The 15,943-nt window shown below is 71.6% G+C and carries 15 protein-coding genes; 11 read left to right on the forward strand and 4 right to left on the reverse strand.

Features of this window, described 5'->3' with window-relative positions:
- Window positions 1-94 precede the first annotated feature (94 nt).
- From EOE48_RS14690 to lon, 3 genes are all read left to right on the forward strand, one after another.
- A complete protein-coding gene (locus tag EOE48_RS14690) occupies window positions 95-724 on the forward strand; it encodes an ATP-dependent Clp protease proteolytic subunit (RefSeq protein ID WP_127730362.1) in 630 nt (209 codons plus the stop codon).
- 238 nt (window positions 725-962) lie between these two features.
- Window positions 963-2,231 (forward strand): ATP-dependent Clp protease ATP-binding subunit ClpX, encoded by a 1,269-nt coding sequence (clpX, locus tag EOE48_RS14695; RefSeq protein ID WP_127730364.1) that lies wholly within the window; start codon window positions 963-965, stop codon window positions 2,229-2,231.
- A gap of 289 nt (window positions 2,232-2,520) precedes the next feature.
- Window positions 2,521-4,941 (forward strand): endopeptidase La, encoded by a 2,421-nt coding sequence (gene lon / locus EOE48_RS14700; protein WP_127730366.1) that lies wholly within the window; start codon window positions 2,521-2,523, stop codon window positions 4,939-4,941.
- Between the two features lie 233 nt (window positions 4,942-5,174).
- On the opposite strand, the gene EOE48_RS14705 is transcribed toward lon, so the two are convergent.
- Window positions 5,175-5,576, reverse strand: coding sequence for a Ros/MucR family transcriptional regulator (locus EOE48_RS14705; protein ID WP_127730368.1), 402 nt, complete (start codon window positions 5,574-5,576; stop codon window positions 5,175-5,177).
- Between the two features lie 457 nt (window positions 5,577-6,033).
- Between EOE48_RS14705 and rnr the strand changes: the two genes are divergently transcribed.
- Genes rnr through EOE48_RS14720 form a run of 3 tightly spaced genes read left to right on the forward strand, consistent with a single transcriptional unit; the run spans window position 6,034 to window position 9,516 of the window.
- Window positions 6,034-8,313 carry a ribonuclease R gene (gene rnr, locus EOE48_RS14710; RefSeq protein WP_127730370.1) on the forward strand — a complete coding sequence of 760 codons (2,280 nt, stop codon included), beginning with the start codon at window positions 6,034-6,036 and terminating at the stop codon, window positions 8,311-8,313.
- Window positions 8,310-8,819, forward strand: coding sequence for a DUF983 domain-containing protein (locus EOE48_RS14715; RefSeq protein ID WP_127730371.1), 510 nt, complete (start codon window positions 8,310-8,312; stop codon window positions 8,817-8,819). Before rnr ends, EOE48_RS14715 begins: the two co-directional genes overlap by 4 nt.
- Window positions 8,761-9,516 (forward strand): NUDIX hydrolase, encoded by a 756-nt coding sequence (locus EOE48_RS14720; protein ID WP_127730372.1) that lies wholly within the window; start codon window positions 8,761-8,763, stop codon window positions 9,514-9,516. The genes EOE48_RS14715 and EOE48_RS14720 overlap by 59 nt, the downstream gene beginning before the upstream one ends.
- Before the next feature lie 34 nt (window positions 9,517-9,550).
- Here EOE48_RS14720 and fabI read toward each other — a convergent pair whose 3' ends face one another.
- The 3 genes from fabI to EOE48_RS14735 form a co-directional block, all read right to left on the reverse strand.
- Complete coding sequence (gene fabI, locus EOE48_RS14725) at window positions 9,551-10,417, reverse strand: enoyl-ACP reductase FabI (protein WP_127730373.1); 867 nt, start codon at window positions 10,415-10,417, stop codon at window positions 9,551-9,553.
- A 279-nt stretch (window positions 10,418-10,696) separates the two neighbouring features.
- Entirely contained in the window at window positions 10,697-11,638 is a 942-nt protein-coding gene (locus EOE48_RS14730) for a DnaJ C-terminal domain-containing protein (RefSeq protein ID WP_127730375.1), read from the reverse strand.
- 160 nt (window positions 11,639-11,798) lie between these two features.
- Complete coding sequence (locus EOE48_RS14735; RefSeq protein ID WP_127730377.1) at window positions 11,799-12,305, reverse strand: RT0821/Lpp0805 family surface protein; 507 nt, start codon at window positions 12,303-12,305, stop codon at window positions 11,799-11,801.
- A 97-nt stretch (window positions 12,306-12,402) separates the two neighbouring features.
- On the opposite strand from EOE48_RS14735, the gene pdxH reads away from it, so the two are divergent.
- The 5 genes from pdxH to EOE48_RS14760 all read left to right on the forward strand — a co-directional run bounded on the left by pdxH (window position 12,403) and on the right by EOE48_RS14760 (window position 15,841).
- Window positions 12,403-13,011, forward strand: coding sequence for a pyridoxamine 5'-phosphate oxidase (gene pdxH, locus EOE48_RS14740; RefSeq protein ID WP_246154420.1), 609 nt, complete (start codon window positions 12,403-12,405; stop codon window positions 13,009-13,011).
- A 212-nt stretch (window positions 13,012-13,223) separates the two neighbouring features.
- Window positions 13,224-13,946 carry an SDR family NAD(P)-dependent oxidoreductase gene (locus EOE48_RS14745; RefSeq protein ID WP_127730536.1) on the forward strand — a complete coding sequence of 241 codons (723 nt, stop codon included), beginning with the start codon at window positions 13,224-13,226 and terminating at the stop codon, window positions 13,944-13,946.
- Complete coding sequence (locus EOE48_RS14750) at window positions 13,939-14,955, forward strand: hypothetical protein (protein WP_127730381.1); 1,017 nt, start codon at window positions 13,939-13,941, stop codon at window positions 14,953-14,955. The genes EOE48_RS14745 and EOE48_RS14750 overlap by 8 nt, the downstream gene beginning before the upstream one ends.
- Window positions 14,952-15,413: an NUDIX hydrolase gene (locus EOE48_RS14755; protein ID WP_127730383.1), complete on the forward strand. Its 462-nt coding sequence runs from the start codon at window positions 14,952-14,954 to the stop codon at window positions 15,411-15,413. The genes EOE48_RS14750 and EOE48_RS14755 overlap by 4 nt, the downstream gene beginning before the upstream one ends.
- Window positions 15,410-15,841 carry a TIGR02301 family protein gene (locus tag EOE48_RS14760; RefSeq protein ID WP_127730385.1) on the forward strand — a complete coding sequence of 144 codons (432 nt, stop codon included), beginning with the start codon at window positions 15,410-15,412 and terminating at the stop codon, window positions 15,839-15,841. The genes EOE48_RS14755 and EOE48_RS14760 overlap by 4 nt, the downstream gene beginning before the upstream one ends.
- Window positions 15,842-15,943: the final 102 nt, after the last annotated feature.

Below are 15,943 nucleotides of genomic sequence, written 5' to 3' on the forward strand. Positions count from 1 at the left end.
GCGGACCGGGGCGGCCGTGAGGCCTCCCGTCTTTCGCCGCCAGCCCGGCCGCCGCATGGTGGCCGGGTCCCGTTGAAGCCAAGGGCCACCCGTGATGAGAGACCCCGTCGAATTCTACAACAGCGCGCTCGTGCCCATGGTGGTCGAGCAGTCGAGCCGCGGCGAGCGCGCCTTCGACATCTATTCGCGCCTGCTGCGCGAGCGCATCATCTTCCTGACCGGCCCGGTCGAGGACTACTCCGCCTCGCTGATCGTGGCGCAGCTGCTGTTCCTCGAAGCCGAGAACCCGAAGAAGGAAATTTCCTTCTACATCAACTCGCCCGGCGGCGTGGTGACCTCGGGCCTGTCGATCTACGACACGATGCAGTTCATCCGCTGCCCGGTCTCGACCCTCTGCGTCGGTCAGGCCGCCTCGATGGGCTCGCTCCTGCTCGCCGCCGGCGAGCCCGGCCACCGCTTCGCGCTGCCGAACGCCCGCATCATGGTCCACCAGCCCTCCGGCGGCTTCCAGGGCCAGGCGACCGACATCCTCATCCACGCCCGCGAGATCGAGGCCCTCAAGCGGCGCCTCAACGAGATCTACGTCCGGCATACCGGGCGCGACTACGAGGCGATCGAGCAGGGCCTGGAGCGCGACAACTTCATGACCGCCGATGCGGCCAAGGAGTGGGGCCTGATCGACGAGGTGCTCCAGAAGCGCTCCGGCGAGGCCCCGACCACCTGATCCGACGGCCGCCGGCCGGCGGCGCCCCCGGTTCGCGCCCGGCCGATGCGGCCATTTGGCGAGAGCCGCGAGGCGCCGCCGGGGATTGATCCGGCGGTGGCTGCGTGTTTGCATCGCGATTCTGTATCGGGCGCCCGGCCCGCGCGCGGCGGTGACTGTTTCTTTAGCCGGGCGTCACTATCTAGAGCGACGCGGCCATCCCCCCGGGGCATGGCCGGTCGGGGACTTGGAGACCCATATGAGCAAGGCTGGCGGCAACGACTCGAAGAGCACGCTGTACTGCTCGTTCTGCGGCAAGAGCCAGCACGAGGTCCGCAAGCTGATCGCGGGCCCGACCGTCTTCATCTGCGATGAGTGCGTCGAGCTGTGCATGGACATCATCCGCGAGGAGTCGAAGTCCTCGCTGGTGAAGTCGCGGGACGGCGTACCGACCCCCAAGGAGATCCGGCGGGTCCTGGATGATTACGTCATCGGGCAGGACTTTGCAAAGAAGGTGCTCTCGGTAGCTGTGCATAACCACTACAAGCGGTTGGCGCACGCGACCAAGCACAACGACGTCGAGCTGGCGAAGTCCAACATCCTGCTGATCGGCCCGACCGGGTCGGGCAAGACCCTGCTGGCCCAGACCCTCGCCCGCATCCTCGACGTGCCGTTCACGATGGCGGACGCGACCACGCTGACCGAGGCCGGCTACGTCGGCGAGGACGTCGAGAACATCATCCTCAAGCTGCTCCAGGCCTCCGACTACAACGTCGAGCGGGCGCAGCGCGGCATCGTCTACATCGACGAGATCGACAAGATCTCGCGCAAGTCCGACAACCCGTCGATCACCCGCGACGTGTCGGGCGAGGGCGTGCAGCAGGCGCTCCTGAAGATCATGGAGGGCACGGTGGCCAGCGTGCCGCCGCAGGGCGGTCGCAAGCACCCGCAGCAGGAATTCCTCCAGGTCGACACCACCAACATCCTGTTCATCTGCGGCGGCGCCTTCGCGGGGCTGGAGCGGATCATCTCGGCCCGCGGCAAGGGCACCTCGATCGGCTTCGGCGCCACCGTCCAGGCCCCGGACGACCGCCGCACCGGCGAGATCTTCCGCCACGTCGAGCCCGAGGACCTGCTCAAGTTCGGCCTGATCCCAGAATTCGTCGGCCGCCTGCCGGTGCTGGCGACCCTCGAGGACCTCGACGAGACCGCGCTCAAGCGGATCCTCCAGGAGCCGAAGAACGCCCTGGTCAAGCAGTACCAGCGGCTGTTCGAGATGGAGAACGTCGACCTGACGTTCCAGGAGGAGGCGCTGACGCTCGTCGCCCGCAAGGCGATCGAGCGCAAGACCGGCGCCCGCGGCCTGCGCTCGATCCTCGAGAGCATCCTGCTCGAGACGATGTACGACCTGCCGGGCCTCGAATCGGTCGAGCAGGTGGTCATCGGCCCCGAGGTCGTCGACGGCAAGGCACGGCCCCTCTACATCCACGGGGACCGCAACAAGGACGTTCCGGCCGTCAGCGCCTGAACCGAGCACCGGAGGCCGCCCGCAAGGCGGCCTCCTGCGTCTCTAGCGGCCCGCCGCACGTGTCGCGCCCCGCCGGGTTCCTCACCATGGCACGGCGCTTGAAAGACCGCTTCCCAACGACCACCTGAAGTCTCGACGCGGTGGCCGCATGCTCAACTCAGGGGTGCGGTGCCGCGACCCGGCCGCCTCACCTCTTCCGACCCTCGCGGCCCGGTCGGCCCCCAGACTTCCGTCCGCTTCTTCCCCGTGAGGGACCGGGTCTGGGCGTCACCATCAAGGAAGTCAGTCAATGACCCAGCCGAAATCGCGTCAGCCCGTCGTCCCCGGCTCGTCCGGGACCTACGCGGTGCTCCCGCTGCGCGACATCGTGGTCTTCCCGCACATGATCGTGCCGCTGTTCGTCGGGCGCGAGAAGTCGATCCGGGCCCTGGAGGAGGCGGTGCGCGCCGAGCGCCACATCCTGCTCGCGACCCAGATCAACGCCACCGACGACGACCCGGCCACCGACGCGATCTACACCATCGGCACGCTGGCGAGCGTGCTGCAGCTCCTGAAGCTGCCCGACGGCACCGTCAAGGTGCTGGTCGAGGGGGCCGGCCGCGCCAAGATCCAGCACTTCACCCGCTCGGACGAGTTCTACGCCGCCGAGGCCGAGGTGCTGCCCAACGATCTCGGCGACAAGATCGAGGCCGAGGCGCTCGCCCGCTCGGTGGTCTCGGAGTTCGAGAACTACGTCAAGCTCAACAAGAAGATCTCGCCCGAGGTGGTCTCGGCGGTGGTCCAGATCGACGAGCCCTCGAAGCTCGCCGACACGGTCGCCTCGCACCTCGCGGTCAAGATCTCCGACAAGCAGGCGATCCTCGAGATCCCGACCGTCGCCGAGCGCCTGGAGCGCGCCCTCTCGCTCATGGAGAGCGAGATCTCGGTGCTGCAGGTCGAGAAGCGCATCCGCACCCGCGTCAAGCGGCAGATGGAGAAGACCCAGCGCGAGTACTACCTGAATGAACAGATGAAGGCCATTCAGAAGGAACTCGGCGACGAGGACGGCCGCGACGAGCTGGCCGAGCTCGAGGACAAGATCGAGAAGACCCGCTTCACCAAGGAAGCGCGCGACAAGGCGATGGCCGAGCTGAAGAAGCTGCGCCAGATGTCGCCGATGTCGGCCGAGGCCACGGTGGTGCGCAACTACCTCGACTGGATGCTCGGCATCCCGTGGAACAAGCGCTCGAAGATCAAGAAGGATCTCCTCGGCGCCCAGAGCATGCTCGACCACGATCACTTCGGCCTCGAGAAGGTCAAGGAGCGCATCGTCGAGTACCTCGCGGTGCAGCAGCGGGCGAACAAGCTGACCGGGCCGATCCTGTGCCTCGTCGGGCCTCCCGGCGTCGGCAAGACCTCGCTCGGCAAGTCGATCGCCAAGGCGACGGGCCGCGAGTTCGTGCGCATGTCGCTCGGCGGCGTCCGCGACGAGGCCGAGATCCGCGGTCACCGCCGGACCTATATCGGTTCGATGCCCGGCAAGATCGTCCAGTCGATGCGAAAGGCCAAGACCTCGAACCCGCTCATCCTGCTCGACGAGATCGACAAGATGGGCATGGACTTCCGCGGCGACCCGTCCGCGGCGTTGCTCGAAGTGCTGGATCCGGAGCAGAACGCGACCTTCAACGACCATTACCTCGAGGTCGACTACGACCTGTCGAACGTGATGTTCGTGACGACGGCCAACACCCTCAATATCCCGCCGGCGCTGCTCGACCGGATGGAGGTGATCCGGCTCGCCGGCTACACCGAGGAGGAGAAGGTCGAGATCTCCCGCCGCCACCTGATCCCGAACGCGCTCAAGAAGCACGGTCTGGACGTCAAGGAGTGGTCGATCTCCGACGACGGCCTGCTGCTGCTGATCCGGCGCTACACCCGCGAGGCGGGCGTGCGCAACCTGGAGCGCGAGGTGTCCAACCTGATCCGCAAGGCGGTGAAGGAGATCCTGATCTCGAAGGTGAAGAGCGTCGAGGTCACCGACGGCAACCTCGACACCTTCCTCGGCCCGGCGAAGTTCCGCTACGGCGAGGTCGAGACCGACGATCAGGTCGGGGTGGTCACGGGTCTGGCCTGGACCGAGGTCGGGGGCGAGCTGCTCACGATCGAGGGCGTCATGATGCCCGGCAAGGGCAAGATGACGGTCACCGGCAACCTGCGCGACGTGATGAAGGAATCGATCTCGGCGGCGGCATCCTACGTCCGCTCGCGGTCCGTCGATTTCGGCGTCGAGCCGCCGCTGTTCGAGCGTCGGGACATCCACGTCCACGTGCCGGAGGGGGCGACCCCGAAGGACGGGCCGTCCGCCGGCATCGCCATGGCGACGGCGATCGTCTCCGTCGTCACCGGCATCCCGGTGCGCCGCGACATCGCCATGACGGGCGAGGTGACGCTGCGCGGGCGGGTGCTGCCGATCGGCGGCCTCAAGGAGAAGCTCCTCGCCGCCCTGCGCGGCGGCATCAAGATGGTGCTGATCCCCGAGGAGAACGCCAAGGACCTCGTCGACATCCCGGCGAGCGTGAAGAACGGCCTTGAGATCGTCCCGGTCTCGCGGATGGACCAGGTGCTCCTCAAGGCCCTGATCCGTCAGCCCGAGGCGATCGAGTGGGACGAGCCGCTGCCGCCGAAGGCGCCGCGGGCCGAGGACGACGCCTCGGGCCTCGTCGCGCACTGAACCGGAGGGGGCGGGCGACCGCCCCTTTCCCCCGAACGACGAAAGGCCCCCGGAGCCGGCTCCGGGGGCCTTTCGTCGTCTGCTCGGGTCTGGAATGCCGGCCGTCCGCCCCTGCGGCCGGCGTGTTGGTCATTCGGTTTCTGATCGATCGCTTCGCGATGCAGAAACCGGCTTCGCTCAGGTGCCGCGCGGGCTTCGATGCGATGTTCGGAACTGATCGTCCGAAAATCGCATCAGGCGCTGCGGCGACGGCCGAGGCCGCTGTTCTTCGCCAGTTCGGAACGCTGGGCGGCGTAGTTCGCCGCGACCATCGGGTAGTCCGGCGGCAGGCCCCACTTCGTGCGGTACTGCTCGGGCGTCAGGCCGCGGGTGCTGAGGTGACGCTTGAGCGACTTGTACTGACGGCCGTCCTCCAGGCTCACGATGTAGTCCGGGGTCACGGTCTTCTTGATCGGCATCAGCGGAACCGGCTTCTCCTGCTCCGGCATCGGCGTGCCGAGACGGGCCAGGGAAGAATGCACCGCGCTGATGAGAGCAGGCAGTTCCGCCATCGGGACGGAGTTGTTGGACACGTAGGCCGACACGATGTCGGCGGCGCGTTCAATCAGGTCGGTTTCTTGTTGTTGGTCGAGCATCGGTCTCTCCGGTTAGCAGACTGAATGCCCCATGCGGGGATTTCGCCTGCCCGTCAATGATGTATTTGTACAATGCGACAGTCTTGCACGAGAATTTGCCCCGTAACGGGACAGTGACCCGGCGGCAGCGAACGGCGCCACCGCCACCTATGCGATGGCGTTATGCAACTGATGCGCCCAAGTTCTGACTTTTCTGGACTGTTTCCCAAACAGGGATGGCGACTTCCCAGAATGGGACAGCGACGGGAGGTGGCCTCGGGCCGCGACCTGCCACATTGTCCCGGACCGGCCGCGGCCGGGGGCGCCCCACGGTGCCGCGTTGCTGCACCGGCCCGCCGACCCCATATCCCGGTGGAGACTGTTCCCGCGGCCGGGCGGGCGTCCCAGGATGGCCGGGAACCCGCTGGCACGACGCCCGCACCGGCCGAACCCCGCCCCTCCTCAACCGAGTTCTTCGTTGGCCAGACGCATCGATCCCAAGGGCGAGCCGAGCGCCCTCCCGTCCCGCGAGCAGATCCTCGCCTTCATCGCCGAGGCGGGCAGCGTGGTCGGCAAGCGCGAGATCGCCCAGGCCTTCGGCATCAAGGGGTCGCAGAAGGCCGAACTGAAGCACCTGCTCAAGGACCTCAAGCACGAGGGCGCGATCGAGAAGGACCGCAGCGGCCTGCGCAAGGCCGGCCGCCTGCCCCCGGTCCTCGTCGCCGAGATCACCGGCCGCGACCGCGACGGCGACCTCGCGGCGCGCCCGGCGGAGTGGGATCCGGAGGCCGGGCCGGCGCCGCGGATCGTGGTCGTGGCCTCCCGCAGCCGCCGGCAGACCGGGCCGGCACCGGGCGTCGGCGACCGGGTGCTGGTCAAGCTGGAGCCGCGGCGCGAGGCGCCCGACCGGCCGCTGGCGCGGGTCATCAAGGTGATCGGCCGCAACCGCGCCGAGACCATCGGCGTCTACCGCGCCCTGGAGCAGGGCGGCGGCCGCATCATCCCGGTCGACAAGCGGGCGCAGGGGCGCGAGATCGCGATCGCGCCCGGCGACGAGGGCGAGGCCCGCGACGGCGACCTCGTCAGCGTCGCGGTGGCCGCCGAGACCCGGTTCGGGCTGCCGCGCGGGCGGGTCAAGGCGTGCCTCGGCTCGCTCGGCTCCGAGAAGGCGGTCAGCCTGATCGCGCTTCACGCCCACGGCATCCCGCACGTCTTCTCCCGCGAGGTCCTGGCCGAGGCCGAGGAGGCGGCGCCGGTCGGCCTCGACGGGCGCGAGGACTGGCGCGACTTGCCGCTCGTCACCATCGACCCGCCCGACGCCAAGGACCACGACGACGCGGTGCTGGCGGTGCCGGACAACGACCCGGCCAATCCCGGCGGCTTCGTGGTCACGGTCGCGATCGCCGACGTCGCCGCCTACGTGCGCCCGGGCAGCGCCCTCGACCGCGAGGCGCTGGTGCGGGGCAACTCGGTCTACTTCCCCGACCGGGTCGTACCGATGCTGCCGGAGCGGATCTCCAACGACCTGTGCTCGCTGCGCCCGAACCAGGACCGCCCGGCCCTGGCGGTGCGGATGGTGTTCGGCTCCGACGGCCGCAAGCGCCGGCACGGCTTCCACCGGGTGACGATGCGATCGGCCGCCAAGCTCGCCTACGCGCAGGCCCAGGCGGCGATCGACGGCCGGCCCGACGACGTGACCGGACCGCTGCTGGCGCCGGTCCTGCGCCCGCTCTGGGCCGCCTACGCGGTGCTGGCGGCGGCGCGGGACGCCCGCGGCCCCCTCGCCCTCGACCTGCCCGAGCGCAAGGTGATCCTGACCCCGGACGGCGGCGTCGACCGGGTGGTGGTGCCCGAGCGCCTCGATGCCCACCGGCTGATCGAGGAGTTCATGATCCAGGCCAACGTCGCGGCGGCGGAGGCCCTGGAGGCGGCGAGCCAGCCGCTGATCTACCGGGTCCACGACGAGCCCTCGCTGGAGAAGATGCGCGCGCTCGGCGAGATGCTGGCCTCGATCGGCATCAAGCTGCCCAAGGAGGCGGCTTTGCGCCCGGCCCTGTTCAACCGCATCCTCGCCATGGTCGAGGGCAGCGAGCACCAGCTCTTCATCAACGAGGTGGTGCTGCGCTCGCAGGCCCAGGCGGCCTACGGGCCGGAGAATAGCGGCCATTTCGGGCTCAACCTGCGCCGCTACGCCCACTTCACCTCGCCGATCCGCCGCTACGCCGACCTGATCGTCCACCGCGCCCTGATCCGGGCGCTGCGCCTCGGCCCGGACGGGCTGCCCGACCGGATGGAGGCCGGCTCGCTCGCCGAGATCGGCCAGCAGATCTCGCAGGCCGAGCGGCGCGCGATGGCGGCGGAGCGCGAGACGATCGACCGGCTGATCGCCCACCACCTCGCCGACCGGGTCGGCGCGACCTTCGCGGGGCAGATCTCCGGCGTGACCCGGGCCGGGCTGTTCGTGAAGCTCGACGAGACCGGCGCCGACGGCTTCGTGCCGGTCTCGACCCTCGGGGCCGACTACTACCGCTACGAGGAGAACCGCCACGCCCTCGTCGGCGAGCGCGGCGGCGAGAGCTTCCGCCTCGGCGACAAGGTCGAGGTCGAGCTGGTGGAGGCCGCGCCGGTCGCCGGGGCCCTGCGCTTCGCGATCGTCTCGGAGGGCCGCCGCGACGCGCCGAACCGCCGCCGCGGCCCGCCGCGGCCGGGGACGGGTCGGCGCGACACCGCCACGAAGCGACGGGGACGACAGGCATGATCGAGATCGACGGCCGGCCCGGGGCCGGGGAGCATCCGGCGACGCGCGAGGGCTGGCCCCTCGCCGTGTGGCGCGGGTTCCGCAACCGCTGCCCGCATTGCGGCGAGGGCCGGGTGTTCGGCCGCTTCCTCAAGGTCCGGCACGCCTGCGAGGCGTGCGGGACCGAGCTGCACCACCACCGCGCCGACGACCTGCCGCCCTACCTCGTTATCTTCGTCGTCGGCCATCTCGTCGGCCTCGCGATCCTCGAGATCGAGATGCGGGTCGACGACGTGCCGCTGTGGCTGCAGATGACGGTCTGGCCCCTGGTGGCGCTGGTTCTCAGCCTCGCCCTGCTCCAGCCGACGAAGGGCGCCGTGGTCGGCCTGCAATACGGCCTTGGCATGCACGGCTTCGCCGGGATACGCGGCGTGGGGGCCGGCACGGCTCCGAACCGGGAGGCAAGCGATGAGCAGAGCAGCGGCCCAGACGGCGCGGCCGACCGAGGCGGCCTCCGCCGCGCCTGAGCGGCGGGCGGCGGCCCCGCGCCCGCGCAACGCCGCGACGCTCATCATCCTCGACCGCTCCGGACGCGGCGGGCCGAAGCTGCTGATGGGCCGCCGCCACGACGGCCACACGTTCATGCCCGGCAAGTTCGTGTTCCCGGGCGGGCGGATCGAGCTGGAGGACCGCCATATGCCGGTGGCCGGCACGCTCAACGACCGCGCCGAGGCGGCGCTCGCGGCGCGGGTGACCCGGCCGCCGCACCATCTCGGCCGGGCGCTGGCGCTCGCGGCGATCCGCGAGACCTTCGAGGAGACCGGCCTGATGATCGGCACCCGGGATTACGGCCCGCCGGACGCGGCGCCGGACGGACCCTGGGCGGCGTTCCGGGACGAGGGCGTGCTGCCCGACCTCGAGGCGCTCCAGTTCATCGCCCGGGCGATCACGCCGCCGCAGCGGCCCAAGCGATTCGATACCCGCTTCTTCGCGGTCGACCGGAATGCGGTCGCGGCCGAGCGCGGCGGCATCGTCGGCCCGGATTCGGAACTGGTGGAACTGGCCTGGGTCGACCTGAAGCAGGCCCGCGCCCTCGACCTGCCGCGCATCACCGCGATCGTGCTCGACGAGTTGGAGGCTCGCCTCGCCGCCGGGTTCAGCCCGATGCTGCCGGTGCCGTATTTCCGCGAGGTCCGCGGCCGGCACGTGCGCGAGGAGCTGTGATAGGATTTTCGGACGATCCGTTCCGAAGATCCTATCAGTCCTTGTCGAGGCTGAGGTCCGGCGCCTCGGGGTTCTTCATGCCGACGACGTGGTAGCCGGCATCGACGTGCAGGATCTCGCCGGTCATGCCGCGGGACATGTCGGAGACGAGGTAGGAGGCGGTCTCGCCGACCTCCTCGATCGTCACCGTGCGGCGCAAGGGGGCGTTGTACTCGTTCCACTTCAGGATGTAGCGGAAATCGCCGATGCCGGAGGCCGCGAGCGTCTTGATCGGGCCGGCCGAGATCGCGTTGACCCGGATGCGCTGCGGGCCGAGATCGGCCGCGAGGTAGCGCACCGAGGCTTCGAGGGCCGCCTTGGCGACGCCCATCACGTTGTAGTGCGGCATCCACTTCTCGGCGCCGTAATAGGTCAGCGTCAGCAGCGAGCCGCCGTCGCGCATCAGCTTCTCGGCCCGCTGGGCGATCGCCGTGAACGAGTAGCACGAGATCAGCAGCGACTTGGTGAAGTTCGCCTCGCTGGTCTCGAGGTAGCGGCCGGTCAGCTCGTCCTTGTCCGAGAAGGCGATGCAGTGGACCACGAAGTCGAGGCCACCCGGAAACACCTTCTCGGTCTCGGCGAAGACGGCGTCGATCGAGGCCGGATCGGTGACGTCGCAATGCCCGACGACGGCCGCGTCGAGTTCGCGGGCCAGCGGCTCGACCCGCTTGCGCAGGGCGTCGCCCTGGTAGGTGAAGGCGAGGTCGGCGCCGTGCTGGCGGGCGCTGCGGGCGATGCCCCAGGCGATCGAACGGTTGTTGGCGACGCCGAGCACTAGGCCGCGCTTGCCGGCGAGCAGCCCGGCCTTCGGCGCCGCGGCATCCGCGATCCCCTGAATCCCTGCCCGGTTGGAATCCGCCATGTGTCACCCAAACCCTGTTGTCACCCAAACCCTGTGCCGCGCAGCCGCGGTGCCGCCGCGGGACGCCGCACCCGGCCGGGATCGAGGCCGCCCCTGACATGGCTCCGCCGGGCATCCTTAGCCGAGGGAGGCGGGCGACGGAAGTCCGGGCCGACGCGGGCGCTGCCCGCGCGGCGTCATACGGTTGCTGATCGATCGCTTCGCGATGCAGAAACCGGCTTCGCTCTTACGCCGCGCCGGCTTCGATACGGCTTTTGAACGGTTCGTCCAAAAACCGTATTAGGAGGACGCCTGCGCCGCCCGGCGCCGGCGGGCGAAGTCGAGCAGTGACTCGTCGGCGGCGGCCGGCAGCGTCACCGCGACGACGGCGAGCAGGTCGCCGCGGCCGCCGTCCTTGGTCGGCAGCCCCTTGCCGCGCAACCGGAACGTGCGGCCGGAACTGGTCATCGCCGGGATCTTCATCTCGACCGCGCCGGTGAGGGTCGGCACCCGGATCGCTCCGCCGAGGATCGCGTCCTCCAGCGGCACCTCGACGTGGATGCGCAGGTCCGTTCCCTCGACCCGGAAGCGCGAATCGGGGGCGATGCGGATGGTCAGCAGCGCGTCGCCGGCCTCGCCGCCGAGGACGCCGGGATAGCCGAGGCCGCGCAGGCGGATGGTCTGGCCGTCGGCGACGCCCTTGGGCACCACCACGTCGACCTCGCGGCCGGTCGGCAAGGCGAGGCGCAGCTTCGACTCGCCGGCGATCTGCTCCAGGGTGACGGTCAGCTCGGCCGAGACGTCGTCGCCCTTCTGGGCGGCGGCGCCGCCACCGCGCCCGGCCCCGGCGCTGCGGAACGCCTCGCCGAAGAGGTGCGAGAAGATGTCCTCGGCACCGCCCCCGCCGCCCCCGGTGCCCCGGCCGGCACGGGCCATGCTCTCGAAATCGAAGCCGCCGAAGCCGCCGCCGCGCCCGCCACCCCCGGCTCCGGCGAAGCCCTCGAAGCCGGTATGGCGCGGCTTGCCCTCGCCGTCGATCGCACCGCGATCGAACTGCGCCCGCTTCTTGGCGTCGCCGAGGATCTCGTAGGCCTGGTTGACCTCGGCGAAGCGGTCCTTGGCCTTGGCGTCGTCCTTGTTGCGGTCGGGGTGGTAGGTCTTGGCGAGGCGGCGGAACGCCTTCTTGATGTCCGCCTCGTCGGCGGAGCGGCTGACGCCGAGGATCTCGTAGGGATTGCGCATGGGGCTTCCGGGACGCGGGGCTTCTCGGGAGCGGTGACGCTCCCCGGATGGGTTCGGGTGGGATCTGGGGAGTCTGTTGCCGCATTGCAACAGTCCCGCGCGCGAAACGGCGGGCCGGGCGGTGCCCCGCCCCTCCCGCCGGCCGCGACCCGCCCCGTCCTCAAGTGATCTTCCGGGAAACCTTCAGGCTCTTCAGCTCCCAGGCGCCGCCCGAGGGACGGCAGCCGGTGCCGCGCACGAACCGCTGGCCCTCCGGCCCGACGACCGAGGCGAGGAAGTTGCGGCAGATCTCGTCGTTCCTCACATAGGGGGAGCCGGTCGGATTCACCATCCCCCGCATCCGCGAGTCGGGATTGTCCCACTTCACCGGCTGGCCGTTGCCCTGCGGGTCGAGGGCGACGCCGAGCGCCGCGTGGGCCCGGCGCCAGTCCTCCGCCGACAGGTCGGGGCCGAAGCTCCTCGGCGCGGCGGGCTCCAGGCTGCCGGTCGACACCGGTTCCTCCACCGGAGGCTCCGCCGGCGCCTTGGTGGGGAACGAGATCAGGACCTGGGAGCAGCCGCCGAGACCGAGGGCGGCCGCACCGAGCAGTCCGGCGCCGGCGAGTCCGGTGGCGAAACGGGTCCAGGCGGGCCGGGACCGGCGGGCTTTACACACGTCGCGACGCATTACACCTGTTCTCACGACGGGGCGGATGCGGTGCGCGCGGGTGGTCCTGCGACGCCGGTCCGCCCCCGAACCGGCCTTCACGAGTGGGAACGATGCCGTGGCTGAGTTAACGAAGGGTGATTTCACCGCCAGTCCCGATCCGTGGGCGCTGTTCCGGCAATGGCTTGCCGAGGCGGAGGCGGCGGAGCCCGAGGATCCGAACGCGATGGCGCTCGCCACCGCCGACGCGGACGGCCTGCCCGACGTGCGCATCGTGCTGCTCAAGGGCGTCGACGCGCGCGGCTTCGTCTTCTACACCAACACCCTGTCGACCAAGGGCCGGGAGCTCGCCGCCAACCCGCAGGCCGCCCTGGTGCTGCACTGGAAGAGCCTGCGCCGGCAGGTCCGCGCCCGGGGCCCGGTCGGCCCGGTGAGCCCGGAGGAGGCCGACGCCTACTTCGCCTCCCGCCACCGCGACAGCCGCATCGGCGCCTGGGCGAGCCGGCAGTCGCAGCCGCTGGAGAGCCGCGCCGCCCTGGAGGCCGCGGTCGCCGAGGTCGCGGCCCGCCACCCGGAGGGCGAGGTGCCGCGGCCCCCGCACTGGAGCGGCTACCGGATCGACCCGGTCAGCATCGAGTTCTGGCAGGACGGCGCCTACCGGCTGCACGACCGGGTCCGCTTCACCCGCGCCGACGGCGCCTGGACCGGGACGCGGCTGTTTCCGTGAGCGCGCCGGTTCCTTGGACCCGGGCAAGTTCCTTGGACCGCGGCAAGTTCCTTGGACCCCGGCAAGCCTTGCTGCGGCGCGGCGGAGGCTGGATTTCCCTGCATGCGGCGCCTAGGTTGCGCCGACCCGGGACCGGGCGCGACGGCCGGTCCCACCCCGCCCGGATTCGAGGAACGGCCCCAGCCATGGCGACCAACGAACGCCGGCGCGTGATGCTTCTGACCGGTGCCAGCCGCGGCATCGGCCACGCCACGGTGAAGCGGTTCTCCGCCGCGGGCTGGCGGGTCATCACCTGCTCCCGCCACGCCTTCCCGGAGAACTGCCCGTGGGAGATGGGGCCCGAGGACCATCTCCAGGTCGACCTCGCCGACCCCGCCGACACGGTGCGCGGCGTCGAGGAGGTCGCCCGGCGGCTTGATGCCGAGGGCGGCCTGCTGCACGCGCTCGTCAACAATGCCGGCATCTCGCCCAAGGGCCCGGGCGGCGAGCGCCTCGGCACCCTCGGGACGAGCTTCGGCGACTGGCAGCGGGTGTTCCAGGTCAACTTCTTCGCCCCGATCCTGCTCGCCCGCGGCCTGTGCGACGAGCTGACCCGCGCCCGCGGCTCGATCGTCAACGTGACGTCGATCGCCGGCTCGCGGGTCCATCCCTTCGCCGGAGCGGCCTACGCGACCTCGAAGTCGGCGCTCGCCGGCCTGACCCGCGAGATGGCGGCGGATTTCGGCCCCCTCGGCGTGCGGGTCAACGCGATCTCGCCCGGCGAGATCGACACCTCGATCCTGTCGCCGGGCACCGACAAGCTCGTGGCGCAGATCCCGCAGCGCCGCCTCGGCACCCCCGATGAGGTCGCCAAGGCGATCTACTTCCTGTGCACCGAGGCGTCGTCCTACGTGAACGGCGCCGAACTGCACATCAACGGCGGACAGCATGTCTGACCCGGGGGCCGGGCGCTCCGGCCTCCGCAGGCTCGCCGCCGCAACCCTCCTCTGGCTCGCCGCCGGCCCCGCGGTCGCCGAGCCCGCCGTCGCGATCGTCCCGCTGCCGTTCCGGGTCGCCCAGTTGCGCGGCCCGGACAGCGAGGTCGCGCTCGCCGCGGCGACGTCCGGGCTCGGCCGGCCGCCGCCGGGCGGCGTCGCGGTCGCGTGGGGCGACGAGGGCGGGGCGATCCTGTCCCTCGACGGCGACCGGATCGCGGTCCGGCCGCTCGCCGCCGAGGCGATCGAGGCGCTGGCCGCCGGCGAGACGCCCCGGGGCGCCGTCGCCGGCTCGCGCCGGGCGCTGAGCGGCCCGGTCTCGGCCTATCTCTCCGGCGCCACCCGGGGCGGGCCCGACGGGCTGCCCGGCGCCGCCGGCCTCACCGTGCGCGAGCGTCAGCCGGTGGCGATGAGCGCCGACCCCAAGCCGGTGCCGACCCATACCGAGACGGTCACCCCCGGTCCCGACGCGGTGTTCACCGCCTCACCCGTCCGGGCGGCCGAGATCGACGGCGGGCTGCATCTCCTCGCGGTCAAGCGCCAGGGCGCCGGCAGCGGCCTCGCGCTGGTCGGCCGCGACGGCGGCGGCTGGCGGGTGCGGGCCGAGATCCCGCCCGCCCCCGGCGGGCTCGACGCCGCGGCGGCGGATTTCGACGGCGGCGGCCGGGCCAGCCTCGCTCTGCTGCGCGGCTCGCCCGAGGGCGGCCGGATCGAGCACTGGACGCTGACCGGCGGCAGGCCCGTCCTCGCCGCCACCGCGCCCGGCCCGTTCGCCGGCCCCGACGACCTCGTGGCGGCGGCCGACCTCGACGGCGACGGCGCCGCCGCCCTCGTCGTGCCGGGCCCGGCCCGCCGCGCCCGGGCGGCGCTGCCGGCGCCGGCCCGCGCCGTCGCGATCCTCGGCGGCGGCCGGGGCGCCCGCATCCTCGTCGCCCTCGCCGACGGCCGGCTCGCCGAGGTGCGGCCGTGACCCCGAGTCCCGTCGATCCCTGGCAGCGCCGCTATCCGGCCCGGCCGTTCCTCGCCGCCTCGGTCGCGGTGGTGCGCGACGGGCGCGTCCTCGTCGCCGCCCGCGGCCGGCCGCCGATGCAGGGGGTGTTCTCGCTGCCGGGCGGCCTCGTCGAGCCGGGCGAGACCCTCGCCGGGGCGGCCCTGCGCGAATTGCGCGAGGAGGTCGGGCTCGCCGCCGAGATCGTCGCCGTGCTGGCGCCCCTCGAGATCATCGAGCGCGACGGCGGCGGCGTGCTGCATCACTACGTCGTCCTGCCCCACGCCGCCCGCTGGACCGGCGGCGAGCCCGCGACCGGGCCGGAGGCGCTGTCCCTGCGCTGGGTCGACGCGGCCGAGGTGCTGGCGCTCGTCACCACCGCCGGCCTGCCGGCGGTGATCGCCGGGGCGCTCGCCGCCGTGGCGGGAGCCGCCGCATGAGCCGCCTGATTCTCGCCGCCGCCCTCGTCCTCGCCCTCGGGGCGGGGGCCGCCGCGCAGACCCGCGCGCGCGCGCCGGCGAAGCCGCCGGAGAAGGAGGCGCCGCCGCCCCCGCCGGCGGACCTGCCGGCACCCTACGACCGCGACCTGCTGCGCCTGTCCGAGATCCTCGGCGCGCTCGGCTTCCTGCGCGACCTGTGCGGCCAGCCCGACGCCGCCGAATGGCCGGCCCGGATGCAGGCGCTGATCGAGGCCGAGGGCGGCTCGCAGGCCCGGCGCGACCGGCTCGCCGGCGCCTACAACCGCGGCTATCGCGGCTACGCCGTCAACTACCGCACCTGCACCGCCTCGGCCCGGGAGGCGGCGACCCGCTTCCTCGCCGAGGGAGAACGCCTGTCGGTCACCCTGTCGGGCCGGTTCGGTGGCTGAGCGTGGCGGGACCGCCACAGGTGTGACGCCGCCGCACGGATCGGTTGCATTGGCCGGGCGCCGTTAACCTCTTCGCAATTCCTCGCTGGCCCGGCCCGCATC

The sequence above is a fragment of the Methylobacterium oryzihabitans genome, assembly GCF_004004555.2.
In the GTDB taxonomy this organism is placed as follows: Bacteria; Pseudomonadota; Alphaproteobacteria; order Rhizobiales; family Beijerinckiaceae; genus Methylobacterium; species Methylobacterium oryzihabitans.

Excerpts from the sequence above, each read along its gene's own strand:
- EOE48_RS14690 (WP_127730362.1), top strand. The coding sequence starts at position 95 with ATGAGAGACCCCGTCGAATTCTACAACAGCGCGCTCGTGCCCATGGTG.
- clpX (WP_127730364.1), top strand. The coding sequence starts at position 963 with ATGAGCAAGGCTGGCGGCAACGACTCGAAGAGCACGCTGTACTGCTCG.
- lon (WP_127730366.1), top strand. The coding sequence starts at position 2,521 with ATGACCCAGCCGAAATCGCGTCAGCCCGTCGTCCCCGGCTCGTCCGGG.
- EOE48_RS14705 (WP_127730368.1), bottom strand. The coding sequence starts at position 5,576 with ATGCTCGACCAACAACAAGAAACCGACCTGATTGAACGCGCCGCCGAC.
- EOE48_RS14715 (WP_127730371.1), top strand. The coding sequence starts at position 8,310 with ATGATCGAGATCGACGGCCGGCCCGGGGCCGGGGAGCATCCGGCGACG.
- EOE48_RS14720 (WP_127730372.1), top strand. The coding sequence starts at position 8,761 with ATGAGCAGAGCAGCGGCCCAGACGGCGCGGCCGACCGAGGCGGCCTCC.
- fabI (WP_127730373.1), bottom strand. The coding sequence starts at position 10,417 with ATGGCGGATTCCAACCGGGCAGGGATTCAGGGGATCGCGGATGCCGCG.
- EOE48_RS14730 (WP_127730375.1), bottom strand. The coding sequence starts at position 11,638 with ATGCGCAATCCCTACGAGATCCTCGGCGTCAGCCGCTCCGCCGACGAG.
- EOE48_RS14735 (WP_127730377.1), bottom strand. The coding sequence starts at position 12,305 with ATGCGTCGCGACGTGTGTAAAGCCCGCCGGTCCCGGCCCGCCTGGACC.
- EOE48_RS14745 (WP_127730536.1), top strand. The coding sequence starts at position 13,224 with ATGCTTCTGACCGGTGCCAGCCGCGGCATCGGCCACGCCACGGTGAAG.
- EOE48_RS14750 (WP_127730381.1), top strand. The coding sequence starts at position 13,939 with ATGTCTGACCCGGGGGCCGGGCGCTCCGGCCTCCGCAGGCTCGCCGCC.
- EOE48_RS14760 (WP_127730385.1), top strand. The coding sequence starts at position 15,410 with ATGAGCCGCCTGATTCTCGCCGCCGCCCTCGTCCTCGCCCTCGGGGCG.